The 16,766-nt window shown below is 47.5% G+C and carries 24 protein-coding genes; 5 read left to right on the top strand and 19 right to left on the bottom strand.

All coding sequences use genetic code 11. From position 1 onward, the window contains the following. Positions 1-2: 2 nt before the first annotated feature. On the top strand, positions 3-506 hold the full coding sequence (locus BFC17_RS13975) for a cytochrome b/b6 domain-containing protein (protein ID WP_070177079.1): 504 nt from the start codon (positions 3-5) through the stop codon (positions 504-506). Between the two features lie 358 nt (positions 507-864). After that, the gene (locus tag BFC17_RS13970) at positions 865-1,446 is read left to right on the top strand and encodes a HupE/UreJ family protein (protein ID WP_070177078.1); all 582 of its coding nucleotides are present in this window, start codon (positions 865-867) and stop codon (positions 1,444-1,446) included. A 122-nt stretch (positions 1,447-1,568) separates the two neighbouring features. On the opposite strand, the gene BFC17_RS13965 is transcribed toward BFC17_RS13970, so the two are convergent. From BFC17_RS13965 to BFC17_RS13950, 4 genes are all read right to left on the bottom strand, one after another. After that, positions 1,569-1,973 (bottom strand): hypothetical protein, encoded by a 405-nt coding sequence (locus BFC17_RS13965; protein WP_070177077.1) that lies wholly within the window; start codon positions 1,971-1,973, stop codon positions 1,569-1,571. Between the two features lie 111 nt (positions 1,974-2,084). After that, entirely contained in the window at positions 2,085-2,348 is a 264-nt protein-coding gene (locus BFC17_RS13960) for a hypothetical protein (protein ID WP_070177076.1), read from the bottom strand. A 97-nt stretch (positions 2,349-2,445) separates the two neighbouring features. Further along, entirely contained in the window at positions 2,446-2,982 is a 537-nt protein-coding gene (locus tag BFC17_RS13955) for a hypothetical protein (protein ID WP_070177075.1), read from the bottom strand. 124 nt (positions 2,983-3,106) lie between these two features. Then, entirely contained in the window at positions 3,107-3,319 is a 213-nt protein-coding gene (locus BFC17_RS13950) for a hypothetical protein (protein WP_070177074.1), read from the bottom strand. A 364-nt stretch (positions 3,320-3,683) separates the two neighbouring features. Here BFC17_RS13950 and BFC17_RS13945 point away from each other — a divergent pair, with 364 nt between their 5' ends. From BFC17_RS13945 to BFC17_RS13935, 3 genes are all read left to right on the top strand, one after another. After that, positions 3,684-4,073, top strand: a complete 390-nt coding sequence (locus BFC17_RS13945) for a BlaI/MecI/CopY family transcriptional regulator (RefSeq protein ID WP_070177073.1) — start codon at positions 3,684-3,686, stop codon at positions 4,071-4,073. Next, a complete protein-coding gene (locus tag BFC17_RS13940; RefSeq protein WP_070177072.1) occupies positions 4,066-5,277 on the top strand; it encodes a M56 family metallopeptidase in 1,212 nt (403 codons plus the stop codon). Before BFC17_RS13945 ends, BFC17_RS13940 begins: the two co-directional genes overlap by 8 nt. 186 nt (positions 5,278-5,463) lie before the next feature. Next, a complete protein-coding gene (locus BFC17_RS13935; protein ID WP_070177071.1) occupies positions 5,464-5,955 on the top strand; it encodes a GNAT family N-acetyltransferase in 492 nt (163 codons plus the stop codon). A gap of 82 nt (positions 5,956-6,037) precedes the next feature. On the opposite strand, the gene hypE is transcribed toward BFC17_RS13935, so the two are convergent. The 15 genes from hypE to BFC17_RS13860 form a co-directional block, all read right to left on the bottom strand. Then, a complete protein-coding gene (hypE, locus tag BFC17_RS13930) occupies positions 6,038-7,084 on the bottom strand; it encodes a hydrogenase expression/formation protein HypE (RefSeq protein ID WP_070177070.1) in 1,047 nt (348 codons plus the stop codon). 17 nt (positions 7,085-7,101) lie between these two features. Beyond that, entirely contained in the window at positions 7,102-8,229 is a 1,128-nt protein-coding gene (gene hypD / locus BFC17_RS13925; RefSeq protein WP_070177069.1) for a hydrogenase formation protein HypD, read from the bottom strand. Then, entirely contained in the window at positions 8,229-8,942 is a 714-nt protein-coding gene (locus BFC17_RS13920) for a D-sedoheptulose-7-phosphate isomerase (RefSeq protein ID WP_083271740.1), read from the bottom strand. Before BFC17_RS13920 ends, hypD begins: the two co-directional genes overlap by 1 nt. Before the next feature lie 4 nt (positions 8,943-8,946). Further along, positions 8,947-9,228: a HypC/HybG/HupF family hydrogenase formation chaperone gene (locus BFC17_RS13915; protein ID WP_070177068.1), complete on the bottom strand. Its 282-nt coding sequence runs from the start codon at positions 9,226-9,228 to the stop codon at positions 8,947-8,949. Positions 9,229-9,246: 18 nt separating this feature from the next. Further along, positions 9,247-10,722: a sigma-54-dependent transcriptional regulator gene (locus BFC17_RS13910; protein ID WP_070177067.1), complete on the bottom strand. Its 1,476-nt coding sequence runs from the start codon at positions 10,720-10,722 to the stop codon at positions 9,247-9,249. Continuing rightward, positions 10,722-11,705, bottom strand: coding sequence for a hydrogenase nickel incorporation protein HypB (hypB, locus tag BFC17_RS13905; protein WP_083271739.1), 984 nt, complete (start codon positions 11,703-11,705; stop codon positions 10,722-10,724). The genes BFC17_RS13910 and hypB overlap by 1 nt, the downstream gene beginning before the upstream one ends. A gap of 2 nt (positions 11,706-11,707) precedes the next feature. Next, positions 11,708-12,049 (bottom strand): hydrogenase maturation nickel metallochaperone HypA, encoded by a 342-nt coding sequence (hypA, locus tag BFC17_RS13900; protein WP_175439573.1) that lies wholly within the window; start codon positions 12,047-12,049, stop codon positions 11,708-11,710. Continuing rightward, on the bottom strand, positions 12,042-13,184 hold the full coding sequence (locus tag BFC17_RS13895; protein WP_070177065.1) for a nickel-dependent hydrogenase large subunit: 1,143 nt from the start codon (positions 13,182-13,184) through the stop codon (positions 12,042-12,044). The genes hypA and BFC17_RS13895 overlap by 8 nt, the downstream gene beginning before the upstream one ends. Beyond that, on the bottom strand, positions 13,181-13,753 hold the full coding sequence (gene hybE / locus BFC17_RS13890; RefSeq protein ID WP_070177064.1) for a [NiFe]-hydrogenase assembly chaperone HybE: 573 nt from the start codon (positions 13,751-13,753) through the stop codon (positions 13,181-13,183). The genes BFC17_RS13895 and hybE overlap by 4 nt, the downstream gene beginning before the upstream one ends. Positions 13,754-13,755: 2 nt before the next feature. Next, positions 13,756-13,977: a rubredoxin gene (locus BFC17_RS13885; RefSeq protein WP_070177063.1), complete on the bottom strand. Its 222-nt coding sequence runs from the start codon at positions 13,975-13,977 to the stop codon at positions 13,756-13,758. Between the two features lie 9 nt (positions 13,978-13,986). Then, the gene (locus BFC17_RS13880; RefSeq protein WP_070177062.1) at positions 13,987-14,850 is read right to left on the bottom strand and encodes a hydrogenase expression/formation protein; all 864 of its coding nucleotides are present in this window, start codon (positions 14,848-14,850) and stop codon (positions 13,987-13,989) included. Between the two features lie 9 nt (positions 14,851-14,859). Then, on the bottom strand, positions 14,860-15,291 hold the full coding sequence (locus BFC17_RS13875) for a thioredoxin domain-containing protein (protein ID WP_070177061.1): 432 nt from the start codon (positions 15,289-15,291) through the stop codon (positions 14,860-14,862). A gap of 22 nt (positions 15,292-15,313) precedes the next feature. After that, on the bottom strand, positions 15,314-15,622 hold the full coding sequence (locus BFC17_RS13870) for a HypC/HybG/HupF family hydrogenase formation chaperone (RefSeq protein ID WP_070177060.1): 309 nt from the start codon (positions 15,620-15,622) through the stop codon (positions 15,314-15,316). Beyond that, the gene (locus BFC17_RS13865) at positions 15,622-16,245 is read right to left on the bottom strand and encodes a HyaD/HybD family hydrogenase maturation endopeptidase (RefSeq protein ID WP_070177059.1); all 624 of its coding nucleotides are present in this window, start codon (positions 16,243-16,245) and stop codon (positions 15,622-15,624) included. Before BFC17_RS13865 ends, BFC17_RS13870 begins: the two co-directional genes overlap by 1 nt. 204 nt (positions 16,246-16,449) lie before the next feature. Further along, positions 16,450-16,764 carry a HigA family addiction module antitoxin gene (locus BFC17_RS13860; protein ID WP_070177058.1) on the bottom strand — a complete coding sequence of 105 codons (315 nt, stop codon included), beginning with the start codon at positions 16,762-16,764 and terminating at the stop codon, positions 16,450-16,452. Positions 16,765-16,766 lie beyond the last annotated feature (2 nt).

Below are 16,766 nucleotides of genomic sequence, written 5' to 3'. Positions count from 1 at the left end.
CCATGTCAAAATCTTATTTAACAGACAGAGCACTGCACTGGATATCTGCCCTGCTGTTGATACTGATGTTAATGAACCTATCAACTCAGCTGCATAACGTCGACTGGGATATTAAAGGACAACTGGAACATCGTCAGTACGCCGTCGAAATGCATGCCGTAACGGGGATTGCTCTGTTGCTCTTTACTTTGGCGCGATTGCTTTTTCCGCGTTTTTTAAGCAAACCTCTCAAGCGTATAAAACCCACATCACCGGTTCATGCCTTATTTATCAAAGCGACGCATTTTGCCTTGTTCGCAACGATTTTTCTGCTGGCTGCAACCGGGATGTTACTTGTGAGTAATTATGAAATACCGCTAACCATTCTTGGTGTTGATTTACCGCCGGACAAACAGGCTTTTTATGGCTTTTTCCCTACCATCTACGACATTCATATGCTGCTCCAACAAACAATGTGGTGGCTAATCGCTATTCACTTTGCCGGTATCCTATACGCAAAGCGCTAAGGCGTTATTTACGGGCAAAGTGACTTACTTTTATTTTCTGTACGCGGAATAAATTCATATTAGTATGCTATAGAAGGATACCGTACTGGTGATTGCACTCTGCATAACAACTGGCAAGCAAGTTACCAGTATTTTTAATCGTTACACCTATCAGCAAAAAACAAAAAGACTTTGTTTTTCTGCGACTTAAAGCACAATAAGGTTGAATTACAACTTTGGCACTGCGTTTGCTTACAGGTATATGACAAGTTCGTATTGCATACGCAGATAACGACAACAAAAATGATATACGCTGTGGCATTTAATCGGCGTAAATACAATAAAACTGTTCGACTATTCGCAGTAAGGTAATAAACACATGACACGTAAAATAAAATTAGCCAGCGGCCTGTTACTCTCATTTGCTACTGCTGCTCCAGCATTAGCTCATACTGGTCACGATACTGTTCATAATTCTTTGATGGCAGGCCTTACCCACCCGCTAATGGGCGCGGATCATCTTATTGCGATGATCGCTATGGGTTTTTGGGCTTCTACCTTTGCTGCTAAGCAATCACGTTCAATGCTTACTGCTTTCTTTGCTTTATTGCTTGGTGGTTTTACTCTGGGATTAGCCGGCATCAGCTTCTCGTTTATGGAAACGGGCATTGTGCTGACATCGGTTATGACTGGTCTGTTAATCGCTACTCGTAAAAACGTAACTCAGGGTCTGGCGGTTAGCCTGGCTGCCTGTTTTGCGATGTTTCACGGTTTTGCCCATGGTCTCGAGACCGCCGGCTCCGTCCCTTTTCTGTTTGCAACAGGTTTCCTCATGACCAGCGCCACACTGGTTATGGCGGGCTTTGCTGTGTCGAAACTGGTCTCGCACAGCATCCCTTCTGCAAGCAGATTAATTGGGCTGGTTATTGCAATGATGGGAGTATCGTTGTTTTCAATTTAGGTGACCCACACCAATTATTGAATACCATGGGCAAGAGCCGATCTTAGGATCGGCTCTTTTTTTGCGTTCGATTCATTTATTTTAAGAACATATAGCAGTGATACGCTCGGCCCGCTTACTGATTAATCCCACCATAGTAGCAACTTATTGTTTATAACATCACTTTCTGGATTAAAGGCCATGCCTTGGTTAGTAGCTTCTTGATTTACAATATTGAATATTGCCTCCCTTTCGCTTTGCGTACCAGGTAAAGATATTTCCAAAGCGTCTGCGTAAGGCCCTCCTTCTTGTTGGATTCGGTTGTTACTGTCATAGATTGCACTCTTGGGAATAGTCACTTTAACTGCTCCAATGCTATACAGGTTTTCTACGAAACTAATAGCGTCCTGAGTACTAGCAAATCTATTTCCAGCAAGAGCGTGCTTGTTGTTATTTGATATGAGCCATTCCCGGGCCTCGGGTGACTTTGGATAGATGAAATAAGCTATCGCTGCCAGAACGAAAACGAGTAAAAAAATTTTCAACACTTCAACATTCCTTTGAGAGCTAACTTCCAAATAAAGGGCAAAAACGCAGTGCTAAGCTTTCAGCGGCACAGTGTTTTTGTCCCAGCTCGCGATTTAATTTGCTTGTTAGAGTTATTTATCTTTAGCCTCAATTTCATCAACTAGTAAATTGATTTCCTTAGAAAGCTCCATCAAATCAGACTCTGAGAGAAACATTGTTGGATGGTATTTTTGATCTGTCCACTTAGCAGTAAGATCATATTGAAACTCATTAGTTTCGGGGTTATAAATTTGACAAATATCGACCACTCGATTTTTATGCTTGCTCGAAGAAAGATCGATTCTTATAAACTTTCGGCTTTCCCCACCATCATCGTAAAAACCTGATTTAATCATAAAATAATCCCTAAATTTTTTTCTCTATACAATTGAATTACACGCACAGCTTTCCAATAACGCTAAGAGCAGGTGCGAATTGGCGCACCTCGTTAGGCTATTCTGCTGGCTCAACGCGGTCTTTGTTAACAGCTTTACTAAGCATTGTATCTATATCATTACAAATATTTGTAGCTTCAATAGAAATAGGATCTAGCACCTGCTTTGTCCGATCCACTAGTGCTGAAACTTGCATCTCATCCTGATCGTCAAGGAAATCAATATTTTCTATTAAATTTTTGAATTGCCTATCTGAACTAGAAATGTCTTCTGTGATTATATCATGAAGCTCTTTGATTCTGCTCAGCTCCCATATATTTTCAAATTGAGATATAGGTATAAGAGCTTCTGCCCTACGTAAAGTCGACTCTAGTCTATCTTTAACCCCAATTAATTTACTCATATGTAAATTATAAATATTCAAAGTTTCTCTTCGCCGATGTAACTTTGCCCTCTTTGCGTCTTCCTGGTCTCTGAGCACTTGATGTAGATGTGCTCTTCGAGCTAAGTTGAAAGAAGCGAGACTTAATATTAAGGCGATTATAGAAACTAGTAACGCAGCATTGCTAGAAGTGAAATTTTGAATTATTTCCATATCTTATACCTAACGCTAAGCTAAGGGGCATAAACACGTGGGGCATAATAGCGTAGCGCCCCGCGTGTTTGTGTCCCAGCAGGCCGCCCTGCGGATTGCGTCTTAAGCGTTTTGTTATGTGCGTTCACTCATTAGCCTGCTGTGGTATGTCGTTTTTTAAGACGAGGATAGCCAAGAAAATGATGGCCAACGGTGGAACAAAAGCTGTTAAAAATCCAACGAATGCAGTGAGAGAGGGTGTTTGAGTTTTGCGTTTGCCAAGTTGGTACCCTACAACCACCATAAACAAAGCTATAAAGGCAATAACTTGGCCTGCAAGTGTTGCATTGATATTCACAAATAATTCCTTTTAGTTTTTGCTTTACGATAGCACAAAACAATTTAATATATATTTAAACGGTGTAAAAACTTACACCGTTTTGGTGAATATAATTCACTCATCATAATACTAAAACTCCTTTCATTACAAACCATTATCATTTTTCAATTGGTGCCATTTATCGCTATCGATGAGAACTACAACATAATGGGTAATTAATTACAGATGGCCTGTTTGAACAGGCGCATACTTTTTTGCTGTTCAAAAATAATTCTAAAAAGCACTTGCGCAAGTTGACTACACATGTAATCTTAACATTAAGACTACAAACGTAATCCTTTTTAATTCTATGGATTATCCAGCAAACTGATACAGGTGAACCATGAGCCAAGCGCCCAAAGCAGATATCTCTAACGCTGAGTTTGATGTACTCGATGTAATTTGGGACGACTATCCCGCTACGTCCGGTGAGATTGTCGACCGGTTGAATACCAAAAAAGACTGGCATGAGAAAACCGTTAAAACGTTATTAAGTCGGCTCGTAAAAAAAGGCGTACTGGATTTTGAAAAGCAGCAGCGTCAGTACCTGTACCGCCCGCTGATCGCCCGCGATGAGTACACAAAAAAAGAAACCACCACTTTTGTGAGCCGCTTGTTTAAAGGCAAAGTCGCTCCCCTGGTTGCCGGGTTTGCTAACCAAAATGCGTTATCCAGGCAGGATGTCGATGAGCTAAAAGCGCTGATTAAAAAATGGGAGCAAAACAATGACTGACTGGCTACTCCAACAGCAAGGGCCTTTATCTGTAGCACTGTTACTGCTGATTGCCCTTGAGCACTTTGCAACAGCCAGAATAGGCATAAAGCTAATGTACCGGTTGTGGCTCATCGTTCCCGTTACACTATTGGTGAACAATTTACCCAGCGAGGTTTTGTCTGTTTCGAGTGACAGTTTTACTCGTTATGTGGTGGGTATGTCGCCAGCCTTTGAAGTGTCGCAAAACGATCTCCTGTTCACGCTTTGGGCCACAGGTACCAGCATTATTGCCAGTTTAATTGTTTTTCAGTACTGGCAGTTGGCGCGGTCTGTCACCAGGCCCGAGCCTGGTGATGGCAATGTCTGGATTTCACAATTGGCAAGCACGCCCATGTTGTTTGGTTTTGTTGCACCTAAAATTCTGCTTCCCAGGTACTTTACCGAGCGTTTAAGCCAAGCTCAACAACAGCTGGTTATTGAGCATGAGCACACGCACATGCAGCGCTTCGACCATGTATGGAATTTAGTGGCATTAGTTATCGCCACACTTTTTTGGTTTAACCCACTGGTGTGGTTAGCCACCCGTTCTTACCGTATTAACCAGGAGTTAGCCTGCGACAGCCTGGTTTTACGAAACAAATCCGAAACCGAAAAACTGCTCTACGCAAAAGCACTGGTGACGTGCGCAGAGCACACTTCATTTCAACTCACAACCTACCCTACTTTTGGAGAGAAAAGTACCATGATAAAACGACTCAATCTTATCAGTGAGCCCCTGAAGGCGAGCAAAGTGGTTGGCGTTGCAGCCATTGCTACCTTTACGTTATTAATTGCTAACACCGCTCTTGCCAACCTGCCCGGCAACAGCGTTAAAGCAGACAAAGTTAATTTGGCGGTTCCGGTAAAACGCGTTGCCCCCTTATACCCGCCTCAGGCAGCTGAGCAAAATATTGAAGGCTCGGTAGTGTTACAGTTTGATATTACCGAAACCGGCGCTACCGACAACATCACCATTGTTGAAGCAAAACCTGAAGGTGTGTTTGGCCAAAACGCCATTAAAGCGCTGAAGCAGTGGCAATACAAACCACGCATTCAGGGTGGTAAGGCGCAAAGACAAACCGGTATTTTAGTGCAGCTGGACTTTAAACTGGATAACGATACAGCAGCAAACGACGCCGGCTACCACGACGCTGAAAAAATCAATGTAGCCAAGAGCAAATAGCTAAAACGCTTCAACCGTTGTTTAACGCTATCTGTCACCAGCAGATAGCTTTTTGCTATGTGGTGATAACACGTTTTACGCAACATTTTGTTGCATTTTCTCTCCAAATCTACCGCATAGCCTCATGCTGGCACAGACGTAACATGGTATCGTCTGTGCCAGCATTTATCACCTTATGAAGAAATTATGCTCACTCTGCGCCCGTTCTGCGAAAGTGACATTCAGCCGCTTACTACCATACTCAACCAGCCAGATGTGGTGCGCTACCTGTCGACTAAAATTCCTTATCCGTATACCACCGAAGACGCCAAATGGTGGGTAGCCGAGGGCAGTCAAAGTGGCGTTGTTCGTGCCATTGAGGTTGATGAGCAGCTAGTTGGCTGCATTGGGGTTATGCCTGGCGAATTTGAATATGAGCGCAGCGGCGAAATAGGTTATTGGCTGGCTCAATCGCACTGGCGCCGCGGTATTACTTCTCAGGCAATAAAGCTCATTGTTGAAGAAGTGTTTACCACCACGCAACTTGAGCGCATTTTTGCCACTGTGTTTAGCAGCAACCATCCATCTAAACAGCTGTTGCTACGCTGTGGGTTTACGCAGGAAGCCACGCTTAAAAAAGCAATATTTAAAAACGGGCAATTTTACGATAGCTGTGTGTTCGCCATAATCAAAGATTAAGCCTCTGCTTCGTTTCCCACAACTAACAATTACCCATCATAAGCTGACGCCTTTTTAGCGGCATTACCGGGCTAACGTAACGCTAACAAATCCGCGGAAGTTGTTCACCCACCAGCATATCCAGAATACGCTCGCCGCCGAAGTGAGTTTTCACTAATACGCGGTTGTATTTGGATTCAATCACTTCCCCGATAATTGCCGCGTCTTTACCCGCAGGATGGGCGCGCATTGCGTCCAGTACGGCATCTGCAGAATCGGCGGGTACCGACGCCACTAACTTACCTTCGTTGGCAAAATACAGCGCATCAAGGCCTAAAATCTCACAAACACCGCGTACGGTTTCGCGCACCGGGATTTGCTCTTCCTGCAACCGAATACTCACACCCGATGATTCGGCAAACTCGCATAATACTGTCGCCACGCCGCCACGGGACGCATCGCGAATAGCGTGAACCTGCGGGCACACCTTCAACATGGTTTGCACCAGTTCGTTCAGTGCCTGACAGTCGGTTTCAAGTTCAACGTCCAGCGCCAAATCACCACGGGCATTCAAAATAGCGGCACCGTGATCACCAATCAGGCCATTAACAATAATTTTGTCGCCAACCCGGCAGTTAGACGCCGAAATATCAACACCTTCGGGGATCACACCAATACCACTGGTATTAATAAATATTTTATCGCCCTTGCCCTTCGGCACGACTTTGGTATCACCGGTTACTATGGTTACACCCGCTTTATCAGCCGCTTCTTTCATAGAAGTGACAACACGGCGCAGAAGCGCTACATCCAGCCCTTCTTCTAAGATCATGCCACAGGACAGATACTTAGGAATAGCGCCAGACACGGCGATGTCGTTTACGGTTCCGTTAACGGCGAGAGAGCCAATATCACCGCCAGGAAATTCTACCGGGTCGACCACATAAGAATCGGTGGTAAAGGCCAGCCTAGCCCCGCTTTGCATCAGTTCAGCCAGGTCAAAACGCGCCTGATCCTCGAGTTGGGCCAAATCCGGGTTAGCAAAGGTGCCCACAAAGACATCTTCTATTAAGTCGCGCATGGCTTTGCCGCCAGCACCGTGTGCCATGGTAATGGTTGTGGCCCGTAAGGTCCGTTGAGGTTTGTTCATACTGCTATCTCTTAAGGTTATACGGCCTGGCGAATATCGATTTTGCCATAGCTATAATAGGCCGAGCAGGCCCCTTCGGTAGACACCATCAATGCGCCAATAGGCGTTTCAGGGTTGCATTGCTCGCCAAATAATTTGCATTCCCAGGGTTTTAAAACGCCCTTAAGCACTTCGCCACACTGGCAGGCTTTGGGATCGGCAACATGGGCAGGCTCCACGGCAAACAGTTTTTCAGCGTCAAAGCGTGCGTATTTTTCACGAATGCGAACGCCGGAGTGATCAATAGATCCCAGTCCGCGCCATTCAAAAAACTCGCGCAGTTCAAAAACTTCGCCCACCGCCTGCAAAGCGTTGCCATTGCCCCGCTCGGGCACAATACGCTTGTACTGATTTTCTACCAGCGCCTTGCCTTGTTTAATTTGTTCTACCACCATCAGCATGGATTGCAGAATATCCAGGGGCTCAAAACCGGCAATCACCAGCGGGCGTTTATACTGACTGGCGATAAATTCATAAGGTGCTTTGCCAATCACCATAGACACATGGCCCGGGCCTAAGAAGCCGTCTATCACCATATCCGGCGAGTCCAGGATGGCTTTAATAGTAGGGATAATGGTGATGTGATTACAAAACAGAGAGAAGTTACTGATACCTTCCCGGTCGGCCTGCAATAACGTCAGTGCCGTACTTGGCATAGTAGTTTCAAAACCCAAACCAAAAAACACCACGTTTTTATCCGGATTCTTTCTGGCAATATCCAGGGCATCCATTGGCGAATACACCATACGCACATCACAGCCATCAGAGTTGGCCTGTTGCAAACTCTTTTTGGACCCCGGCACACGCATGGCGTCGCCAAAAGTAGTGAAGATAACATCAGGTTGTTCGGCAATAGCCACGCAGTCATCTACGCGCCCCATGGGTAGTACACACACCGGACAACCAGGGCCGTGCACCATTTCGATTTTTTCTGGCAGTAACTCTTCCAGTCCATAACGGAAGATAGAATGAGTGTGACCGCCGCATACTTCCATAATTTGCAGCGGGCGCTCTTTCGTGGTGGGAATTTCATCTACCACGGCGTGAATTCTTTCCAGTACACGTTTCGCCATTTCCGGATCGCGAAACTCATCAACAAACTTCATTAACTATTCTCCTGGGCAGGCTTATCTGGCGCAGTTTCGGCCAGTATGCTGTGCACCAAATCCCATAAAATATGGTAGCAGGCTAAATGGCATTCCTGAATACGGTGGATACTTTCACTGGGTACCGTCAGGCAGGTATCGGCCAGTTGTCTGGCTTTAATCTCACCACCGGTTTTGCCGGTAAAGGCAATCACATTAACCCCCAGCGATCGGGCTTTTTTGCAGGCTTCAACCAAATTTGCAGAATTACCGCTGGTAGAGAACACAACCAGCGTGTCGTTTTTACCGGCTAAAGCAGAAAGTTGCCGCGTTAAAACATGCTCTACGCCCACATCGTTACTGACCGCCGTAATCATGGCAGTATCCTGGGATAAATTAACTGCAGGTAGTGCCCGACGGCCGGTCGTCACCGGATGCATAAACTCCACGGCCAGATGCGCTGCATCACAAGACGAACCGCCATTCCCCGCCGTCAGCAGTTTGCCCTGCTGGCGATAGGTTTTAGCGATGCTGTTGGCGGCGCTGAGCAGGTCTTCGCTGTGCTCGGCAAAAAACCGCTCTTTTACACTCAGACTATCTCTCGCCTTGGCTTTTATGGAATTTAATAAAGCCATCTGTAAGTTGTCCTGGCTGGCTTTTTCCGCTTTGTCGGTATTGCAGGCAAAGGGGTAAAAGGCTGCCAGTACTGACTGATTACCTGTTTCATCACTCATGGGATTACGCCCTGGCACCTTGTTGCATGGCGTCGAGTTCTTCCTGTAACTCACCAATTTCAGCCAGTATTTCCAGCGTTCGCTGAGCCTCTTCTTCGTCGATGATGCTCATGGCAAACCCAACATGAACCAGCGCCCAACAGCCTACCAGCGATTGTAAATTGCCATCGGCCGGTACCACGCAGCTTAGGTTAGCCTCGCGTTTAACGCCCGACACCTGCACGATGCCGGTTTGCAAACTTTCATCAGTGATCGCGACAATTTGTCCGGGGATCCCTAAACACATACTTATTCTCCCCGGCGTTTAATGTTGTTTACTGGTTTCAGAATCACCGGTTTTCTCCAGCTCGTAACGTTCTAATTTAGAGCGTAAACCTACTCGGGATAACCCCAATTCCAGTGATGCACTGCTTTTATTCCAGCGGTGACGGATGAGGGTTTCCCGCAAAATGCGTTTTTCCAGCAGCTCGACTTTTTCTTTCAGCGTACCTTCAAGGCCCGCCAGCATATCGATTTCTTCATCCTCAGCACCCGGCGCGGCGCGTAGCACGCGAGGATTAAGTAAATCCGCTGTTAACCAGTCGCCTTCGCACATTACTAACATGCGGCGCACTTCGTTTTGCAGCTCCCGTACATTACCCGGCCAGCTGTAGCGTTTCATGCAGGTCAGCGCTTCTTCGCTAAAGCCTTTTACCGGTTTATCAAACTGGTGCATGGCGGTTTGTAAAAAACTATTAGCCAGCACAGGAATGTCGATAGTACGGCGTGATAAAGCGGGTAATTCCAATGTGACTTCGGCCAGACGGAAGTACAAGTCCTGCCGAAAACGGCCGGCGCGTACTTCTTCTTCCAGATCGCGGTTAGTCGATGCCACTACGCGCACATTAACCTTACGGCGCTGTTGCTCGCCTAAGCGACGAATTTCCCGTTCCTGGAGTACACGTAATAACTTAACCTGAAATGCCGGGCTGATTTCACCAATCTCATCAAGGAAAATAGTCCCGCCGTCGGCTTGTTCAAATAAGCCAACGTGGTCGGTAATCGCACCGGTAAAAGAACCTTTCTTGTGACCAAACAGTTCCGAAGCTAACAGCTCATCGGGCATGGCCCCGCAGTTTTCCACTACAAAATGGCGATCAGCACGCAGGCTGTTGTAATGCAACGCGCGGGCAAACAGTTCTTTACCTGCCCCGGAAGGGCCGGTAATCAGCACAGACACATCATAAGGGGCAATTTTGCTCACCTGATCGCAGATTTTATTCAGCGGACTTTGCCCATGACGCTTAATTTCATCCAGCTGAAAACTGTTACGCAAATGCGCTTTTTTCTCACTAACCTGCTTTTCGGCCTGCTCTTCGGTCAGGCGCATTTCCATATTCAGCAGCGCATTTTCGCTTTGCAGGGCACACATTCTGCACGCACTGCGGATAATCATCAGCAGACTTTCCGGATGCCATGGCTTAGTGATGTATTGTAAAATGCCTGCTTCGTTAAGGCCTTTTATAATGTCTTCAGAATCGGTGTAGCCCGACAAAATCAGGCGGGCTACCTGGGGCCAGCGATCACGCACTTCGGTGAGCAATTCCACACCGGTACGGTCAGGCATGCGCTGATCACACAGCACGACCTGGACATCATGGTTTTCCAACAATTGCAGTGCCTCATCGGCACTGTTGGCGGTTAATACGTCAAACTCTTCATCAAGCGTACGCTCAAGGGTTTCAAGCGAACGGACTTCATCATCAACGCATAACACAATCGGACGTTGAGAGATTGTCATTATAAAATCGCCTTGAACTGCTCTATCTGTTGTTGAAGCATATTAATACGGGATTCAATAATCGCTGCCCGTTTGGTGTTGATCCAATCAATCCATTGCTGCATGCCTTCACCGCTCTTCGCTGAAAGCTGGATAATCTGAATATCCGGATTAACCCGTTTTGCGTATTCAATACAGCGTTCCACATCAAAATCCAGATACGGCAGCAAATCGGTTTTATTCAGGATCATCAGCTCTGAAGCGTGGAACATATCAGGATATTTAAGCGGCTTATCTTCCCCTTCGGTTACCGATAAGATTGATACTTTAGCGGCTTCCCCCAGGTCAAACGAGGCCGGACAAACCAAATTACCAACGTTTTCGATAAACAGCACGCCACCGGTTAAACCACTGAAGTTTTCCAGCGCATGGCCAACCATGTGGGCATCAAGATGGCACCCCTTACCGGTATTAATCTGAATTGCCTGTACACCGGTTTCACGAATACGATCAGCATCGTTCGCCGTTTGCTGGTCGCCTTCGATTACACCTACGGTGTACTGGTCCTTTATTTGATTAATCGTTTCGGTCAGCAGCGTAGTTTTGCCTGAACCCGGACTGGAAACCAGGTTGAGCACAAACATCGACTGCTGTTCAAAGCGCACCCGGTTCTGCGCAGCATACTGGTTATTTTTACCCAGAATATCCTGCTCTATTTGCACCATCCGGCTTTGGCTTAAACCGGCCACATGTGCATGGGCTGGACCTTTGCCAAAATGAATATTGTCGCCATCGCTCTCAATACCACTATGGTCATGCTGGTCGTCATGACTGTGGGCGTGAGCGTGAGAATGAGCATGGCTGTGATCACCGTGGTGATGGTGGCCATGATCATGATGATGGTGTCCGTGGGCATGGTCATGGGAGTGGTCATGGGAATGCCCATGACTATGACCGTTTTCAATGCTCACTTCACCTTCTGAACAACCGCAAACCGTACACATGTTTATGCTACCTCTAGTTCTTTTATTCTCATTTCTTCGCCCTGCGTTACCTGTAACTGGTAACTGCCACAAACAGGGCAACTATCGTAACGTTGCGTGACCGGGACGGTATCCAGACACTGCAAACAGAAGGCCTTTCCTGCTAATTTTATAATATGCAGGCTGGCGCCCTCGGCCAGGCTTCCTCTTATTACTGCATCAAAGCAAAAGGTTAATGCGTCCGCTTCGATGGTTGCCAGTGGGCCAATCTCTACCCACACGGCTTTAACTTTTTCGAACTGCTGAGTAACAGCCTGTTCTTCTAACACCTGCAGGATCCCTTCCGCAATAGACATCTCATGCATGATTTAACTCCAACTGCCAGGGTACGCAGGGGTCGAGCAGACTGATCAGCATTTCTGCCATAGGCGTAACCTCGTCCCAGGGTAATTTTGCCCCTTCTAACATCATTTTCAGACTGCCTTCAGGATGAAAATTCCACTCTGTTGGCGCAATAATCTGATAGCTCTTAACGCTGTTATCCGCGTTTAGTTCGACTTTGTGTAACAGACTGCCCCGGGCGGTTTCCACTATAGCGCAGCCCTTTGGCATAACTGGCTCTACCTTTGCGGTATTTGCCGCGCCGACGATGTCAGCAAATCCTGTTGTGGCCTGCTCCAGCTCCCGGTAAAGCGCACAAATTCGCCCTTGCAACCCGGTCAAGGTAACACTGCCCTGTTGCCTTGCCCAGCTACCTGTTTCGCGCGGTGTATGACGCACCACTGGATACTGGCAAAACAGCGGTGTCGTATCACTGGTCAACTCAGCCAGCACCGCATTTAACTCATCTGTACTTGCCAGTGCCAGTTGTGCAGCACCTGCGGCTAACTCGTAAGTACTCAAACGCTCCAGCTGTTGGTTTATCTGCTCATCGAGCAATTCGCCGGCAACACCACCAGGGGTAGTTACAAACGACTGCATTACGGCGTGTAATTGCGTTAGTAATGCCTGCATTGTGGCCTGGTTATCTTCGTTTGATGGCGCAGTCGCCCCTACAACTAAACACCAGCCAAGTTGCTTACGGCATTGCTTAAACCAGTCCACCACCGGGCTTAATTTCGCTTTATGCTGCGGCGCCCAGTGGCTGACCCAGCTAAACACCTGTTCCCGCAAGGATTCAGCATAAATTAAGGCATCTCTGGCCTGCCGGGTATGCAGTTGCTCCGTTATCCCTGCTGCACTTTCAATGGCTCTTAATGCGGCAATTAACTGCCCCATACCACAAATGTAAAACAGCGCTGGTATCATTCCTAACACTCGCTGCGTGGGTTTACCGACAAACAATCGGGTCAGTGCAAAGGGGCGTGAGTTCTGTACATCTACCTTTGTAATGTGATCACGCTGATACGTCAGCGTGACCTGAATACCACCGGTTAACGACGGTGTTTTAGCCTCGTTTTTAGCAGGCTGACTGGCAGCTAACTCAGCGGCGATATTCATATCCGGGTATCCTCATTGCCACGAAAGCTGCCGGTCAGAAAAGCGCGTCGACTTAACGCGGGCTTTTCTTCTCCCACCTCTTGTTGTACTTCAGTGGCGGCTTGTTCGGCCTGCTGTCTGGCAAAGATTTCCCGCTGTTCCCGATAGGTTTGCTCAGCCGCCTGACGCTCAGATGGAGCAATATGCTCCTCATTAAACAAGGCCTCAAGTACCTCCTGAGCGGTCTGCATAGCGCTGACCTGTTCGGTAAAATCAAACATGGGCGAAAATACCGAACAGATAGCGTAATCACCAAGCGTACTGGCGTAGGCACGAATAAATTCGTACTGGCCCGACGGTAGCGTTACAAAAAACTTTTCACCCACCTGAAATTCGTTGTGCTGACTTTCCACTTCCGGAACCAGCACAATATTCATGCACCAGGGGGTCACCACCACGCCGAGCCAGGAACCGTCTACTGGCAAAAACCCGGTAGTGCCAACTTCGAGTTTAGCGTTGTACACCGGTAGTTCAGCCATATTAGTGGCAACCGATTGGTAAAAGGCGGAAACTGCTGCACCTTTAGCCACGGTTAATCCTCAATCACCATAAACTGCTCGCGATCGCCGTCACACTCAGGACAACGCCAGTGGTCGGGCAAATCGGCAAAGGCGGTGCCGGGCGGAATTTGCCACACATCATCACCCTCTGCCGGATCGTATACATGCCAGCAAATCTTGCACTCAAGTTTGGCGTTTTTGTCGATACGACTGGCATCACCTAAATAACTACCTTCAAAACCCTGAAAACTCATCGTATGGTCCTACATCAACGCGTCGCGGATTTCTTCCAGACGCACCGCAGAATCCGCTAAATCTTCTGGCGCTGCACAGGCAACAGCCGGAATTGCGACGATTTCCAGGGTGTCCAGGATAAGTTGGTCGGTACTGTTGTAGTACTGAACACGCCACAGGCCATCAACCTGGGTAGAAGTAATCCGGCAGTTGCCATAACCGCGGGACAAAATGGTGACACTACCAGTACCGGTGGTTTCACTCAGCGCATAGTGGTCTTCCGGCGAAAATGGCAATAAGGATAAGTTAATCACGTGTGAGGCCATCGCCGTGTCTTGCTGATATTCAGCCGACGTGTCGGCAATTTCCACCAGTACCGATGGCGCGTTGAGCAATCCTTCAGGAAGCTGCTCAATACGCTCGGCTAAATTAACTTTAGTGGCAAAAGCGTTGTCTCTTACGCACTCCGGGATCTCTGCCACTTCAATAGCTTCTGATATGACATTGCCCTGCTTATCAAAAGTACGTAAGCGCCAGATACCGGCCATAACCGTTTCCTGAATGCGGGTCGGGTGCTCGCCGTCAATCAACACACTGACTTCCCCTTCACCCAGAATTTGATTCAGCAGACTCAGGTCGGCCTGAGGCAGCTCGGTGAGCGTCAGAATGCTGCCCTGACCATTTTGGTTAATCTGTGCCAGCATTTCCTGAATTTCAGCCAGAATAGCCATCGCCTGCGGGCATTGCTCAAGCTCGCTTTCTTCGGGAAACGACGGCATGTCGTAGGTATTCATTTCCGAAGGCATTTTCATGTAATCGAGAACCATGTCACCTTCTGACTGACTGCCCGGGCCAATAGGAACGTTTACGATATTGATACTGTTGTCGCGCATATGATTCCCCTATTGTCCGCAACTTTTGGATACTGGATTAAACACTACCGGAATACCAATGCCCGGATCAGGGCGTGGTGTTAAGGTTAAAATCCGGCTAATTTCATGAATATACTCATCCCAGTTACGCACCTTGGTAATAGCATCCAGATACTGGCCGTTTTTCAGAAACACCAGCGCCGGCCAGGCCATAAAGTTATAGCGGCCCCGGCAGGCAGTTTGAATATCAGCTGACACCACGGCCGGTGTCAGCTGCGGAAATTGCTTGATGAGTTCCGGCAGGATTACGGCTACATCAAGACTTTCCGGAAAACGCTTGGGATCTTCGCTTAAAAACAACACGCTGTAGGGTGTTTGTTCAATGAAGCTCTCAAAGTTATCGTCATCGAGTAAGGGATATCCCAGTTCGTCGATAAGACGATTAATTAGCGGTGAGTTCATAAAGTTCTCTTTTTATTTTCTGTTATTTTAAAAGCGGTTTTAAATGATCCGGCAGCTGTGGTTCACGCTCCACCAGATCCTTAAAGCAATCGTCCAGGTTAACGCTCTGTCCGGCCATCACCCTTTCGATGGCACCAACAGCTTCCTCGACCTGCTGCGCCCGTTCCGGGCTAAGTACTTCCCGGGCGGCGTCTAAAAAGACTAATAACCAGTCACCAGCTTCGATTTCGCCTACCAGTGAGGTGTCAATCCAGCGCTGTTCGTTACCACGCTGACACAAGGCTTTGTGCTGTTCGGTTTGCACTGCCTGAAAAGGCACACCAATGCACATTATTTGCTGCTTCCTGTGGCGCCGCCGATAACCCGGATATCTCCGGTTCGACACGCCGCGTCCTCATCCGGCCGTCCTTGTTCGTAATCACTGAGATTAAGCTGATCAGGCGACAGCGCTTGTTTTTGCCCATTAGCGGGCCTGGCCTCAACACCAAACTGCTTTAAATATTCCAGCGCAATATCGATGGCTGGCTGCACCTGGGCTTTAACTTCGGCGCGCAAACTGCCACCAAAGTCTTCCAGTTCTACAGGTTGACAGCCCACCAGCAACAAATCGGCGGGATAGTTACCGGTAAACTCAGCCATTGCGAGTACTTCCTGAAAGCCGGTCTGATGCAGACTCATCTGCTTGGCACCCATAAACTTAGGCACGTCGTCGTTGTAGATCTGCTTTAAGGTGCCTGGTTTGAGGCCGTAGTCGATGGCATCAAACACCACCAGAACATCGGCTTCCTGAACATGCTGCACCAGGTAAATGCCCTGGGTACCGCCATCCATTATTTTTACGTTGTCGCCAAACTCGTAGTTCTGGTTAAGCGCTTCTACACAGCGAACGCCAAACCCTTCGTCGGCCCACAAGACATTGCCAATGCCTAAAATTAAAATTTGTTTTTGATTCATTTGGATCTGCACTGCAAAAATCGTCTGTTCACCAGCCGCAACTGGTTACAATTAATTTACAAGATAAACTGTTAGTACAAGGACCATGCCAATATGTTCAGAATTTTGAAACCGCCGTATATCGGGGTGTAACGGGGGGCGTTACAATTAACCACAATAAAAAAGAGGAAATAGATATCGCAATACTTACCACCTAATGGAAAGTTACTTACCAGGCTCTTTACCAAATCGGCGACTGGCGTCGTAGAGTTCCCAAAGCTGTTGTTTTTCCAACCAAAACATGGGTGTTGTTTTAAAATATTGCGCCAGACGAATGGCGGTATCAGCGGAAATGGCACGTTGGCCTTTGATAATTTCGTGTACACGCCGACGGGATATGCCCAATACCCGGGCCAGTTCTGACTGGTTGATATTGAGCGGTTTGAGATAGCAACGCTCCAAAAAAATACCCGGATGTTCAGGCTTGCGACTGCTCAAACAAAAAGTATTAACCTTGAGGTTCACGATTTGGGGTTCCATCC

Origin of the sequence: Marisediminitalea lipolytica (genome assembly GCF_001758465.1) — a bacterium.
In the GTDB taxonomy this organism is placed as follows: Bacteria; Pseudomonadota; Gammaproteobacteria; order Enterobacterales; family Alteromonadaceae; genus Alteromonas; species Alteromonas lipolytica.
Note: the sequence above shows the minus strand (reverse complement) of the source record. Positions and strands in the feature narration are given on the sequence as shown.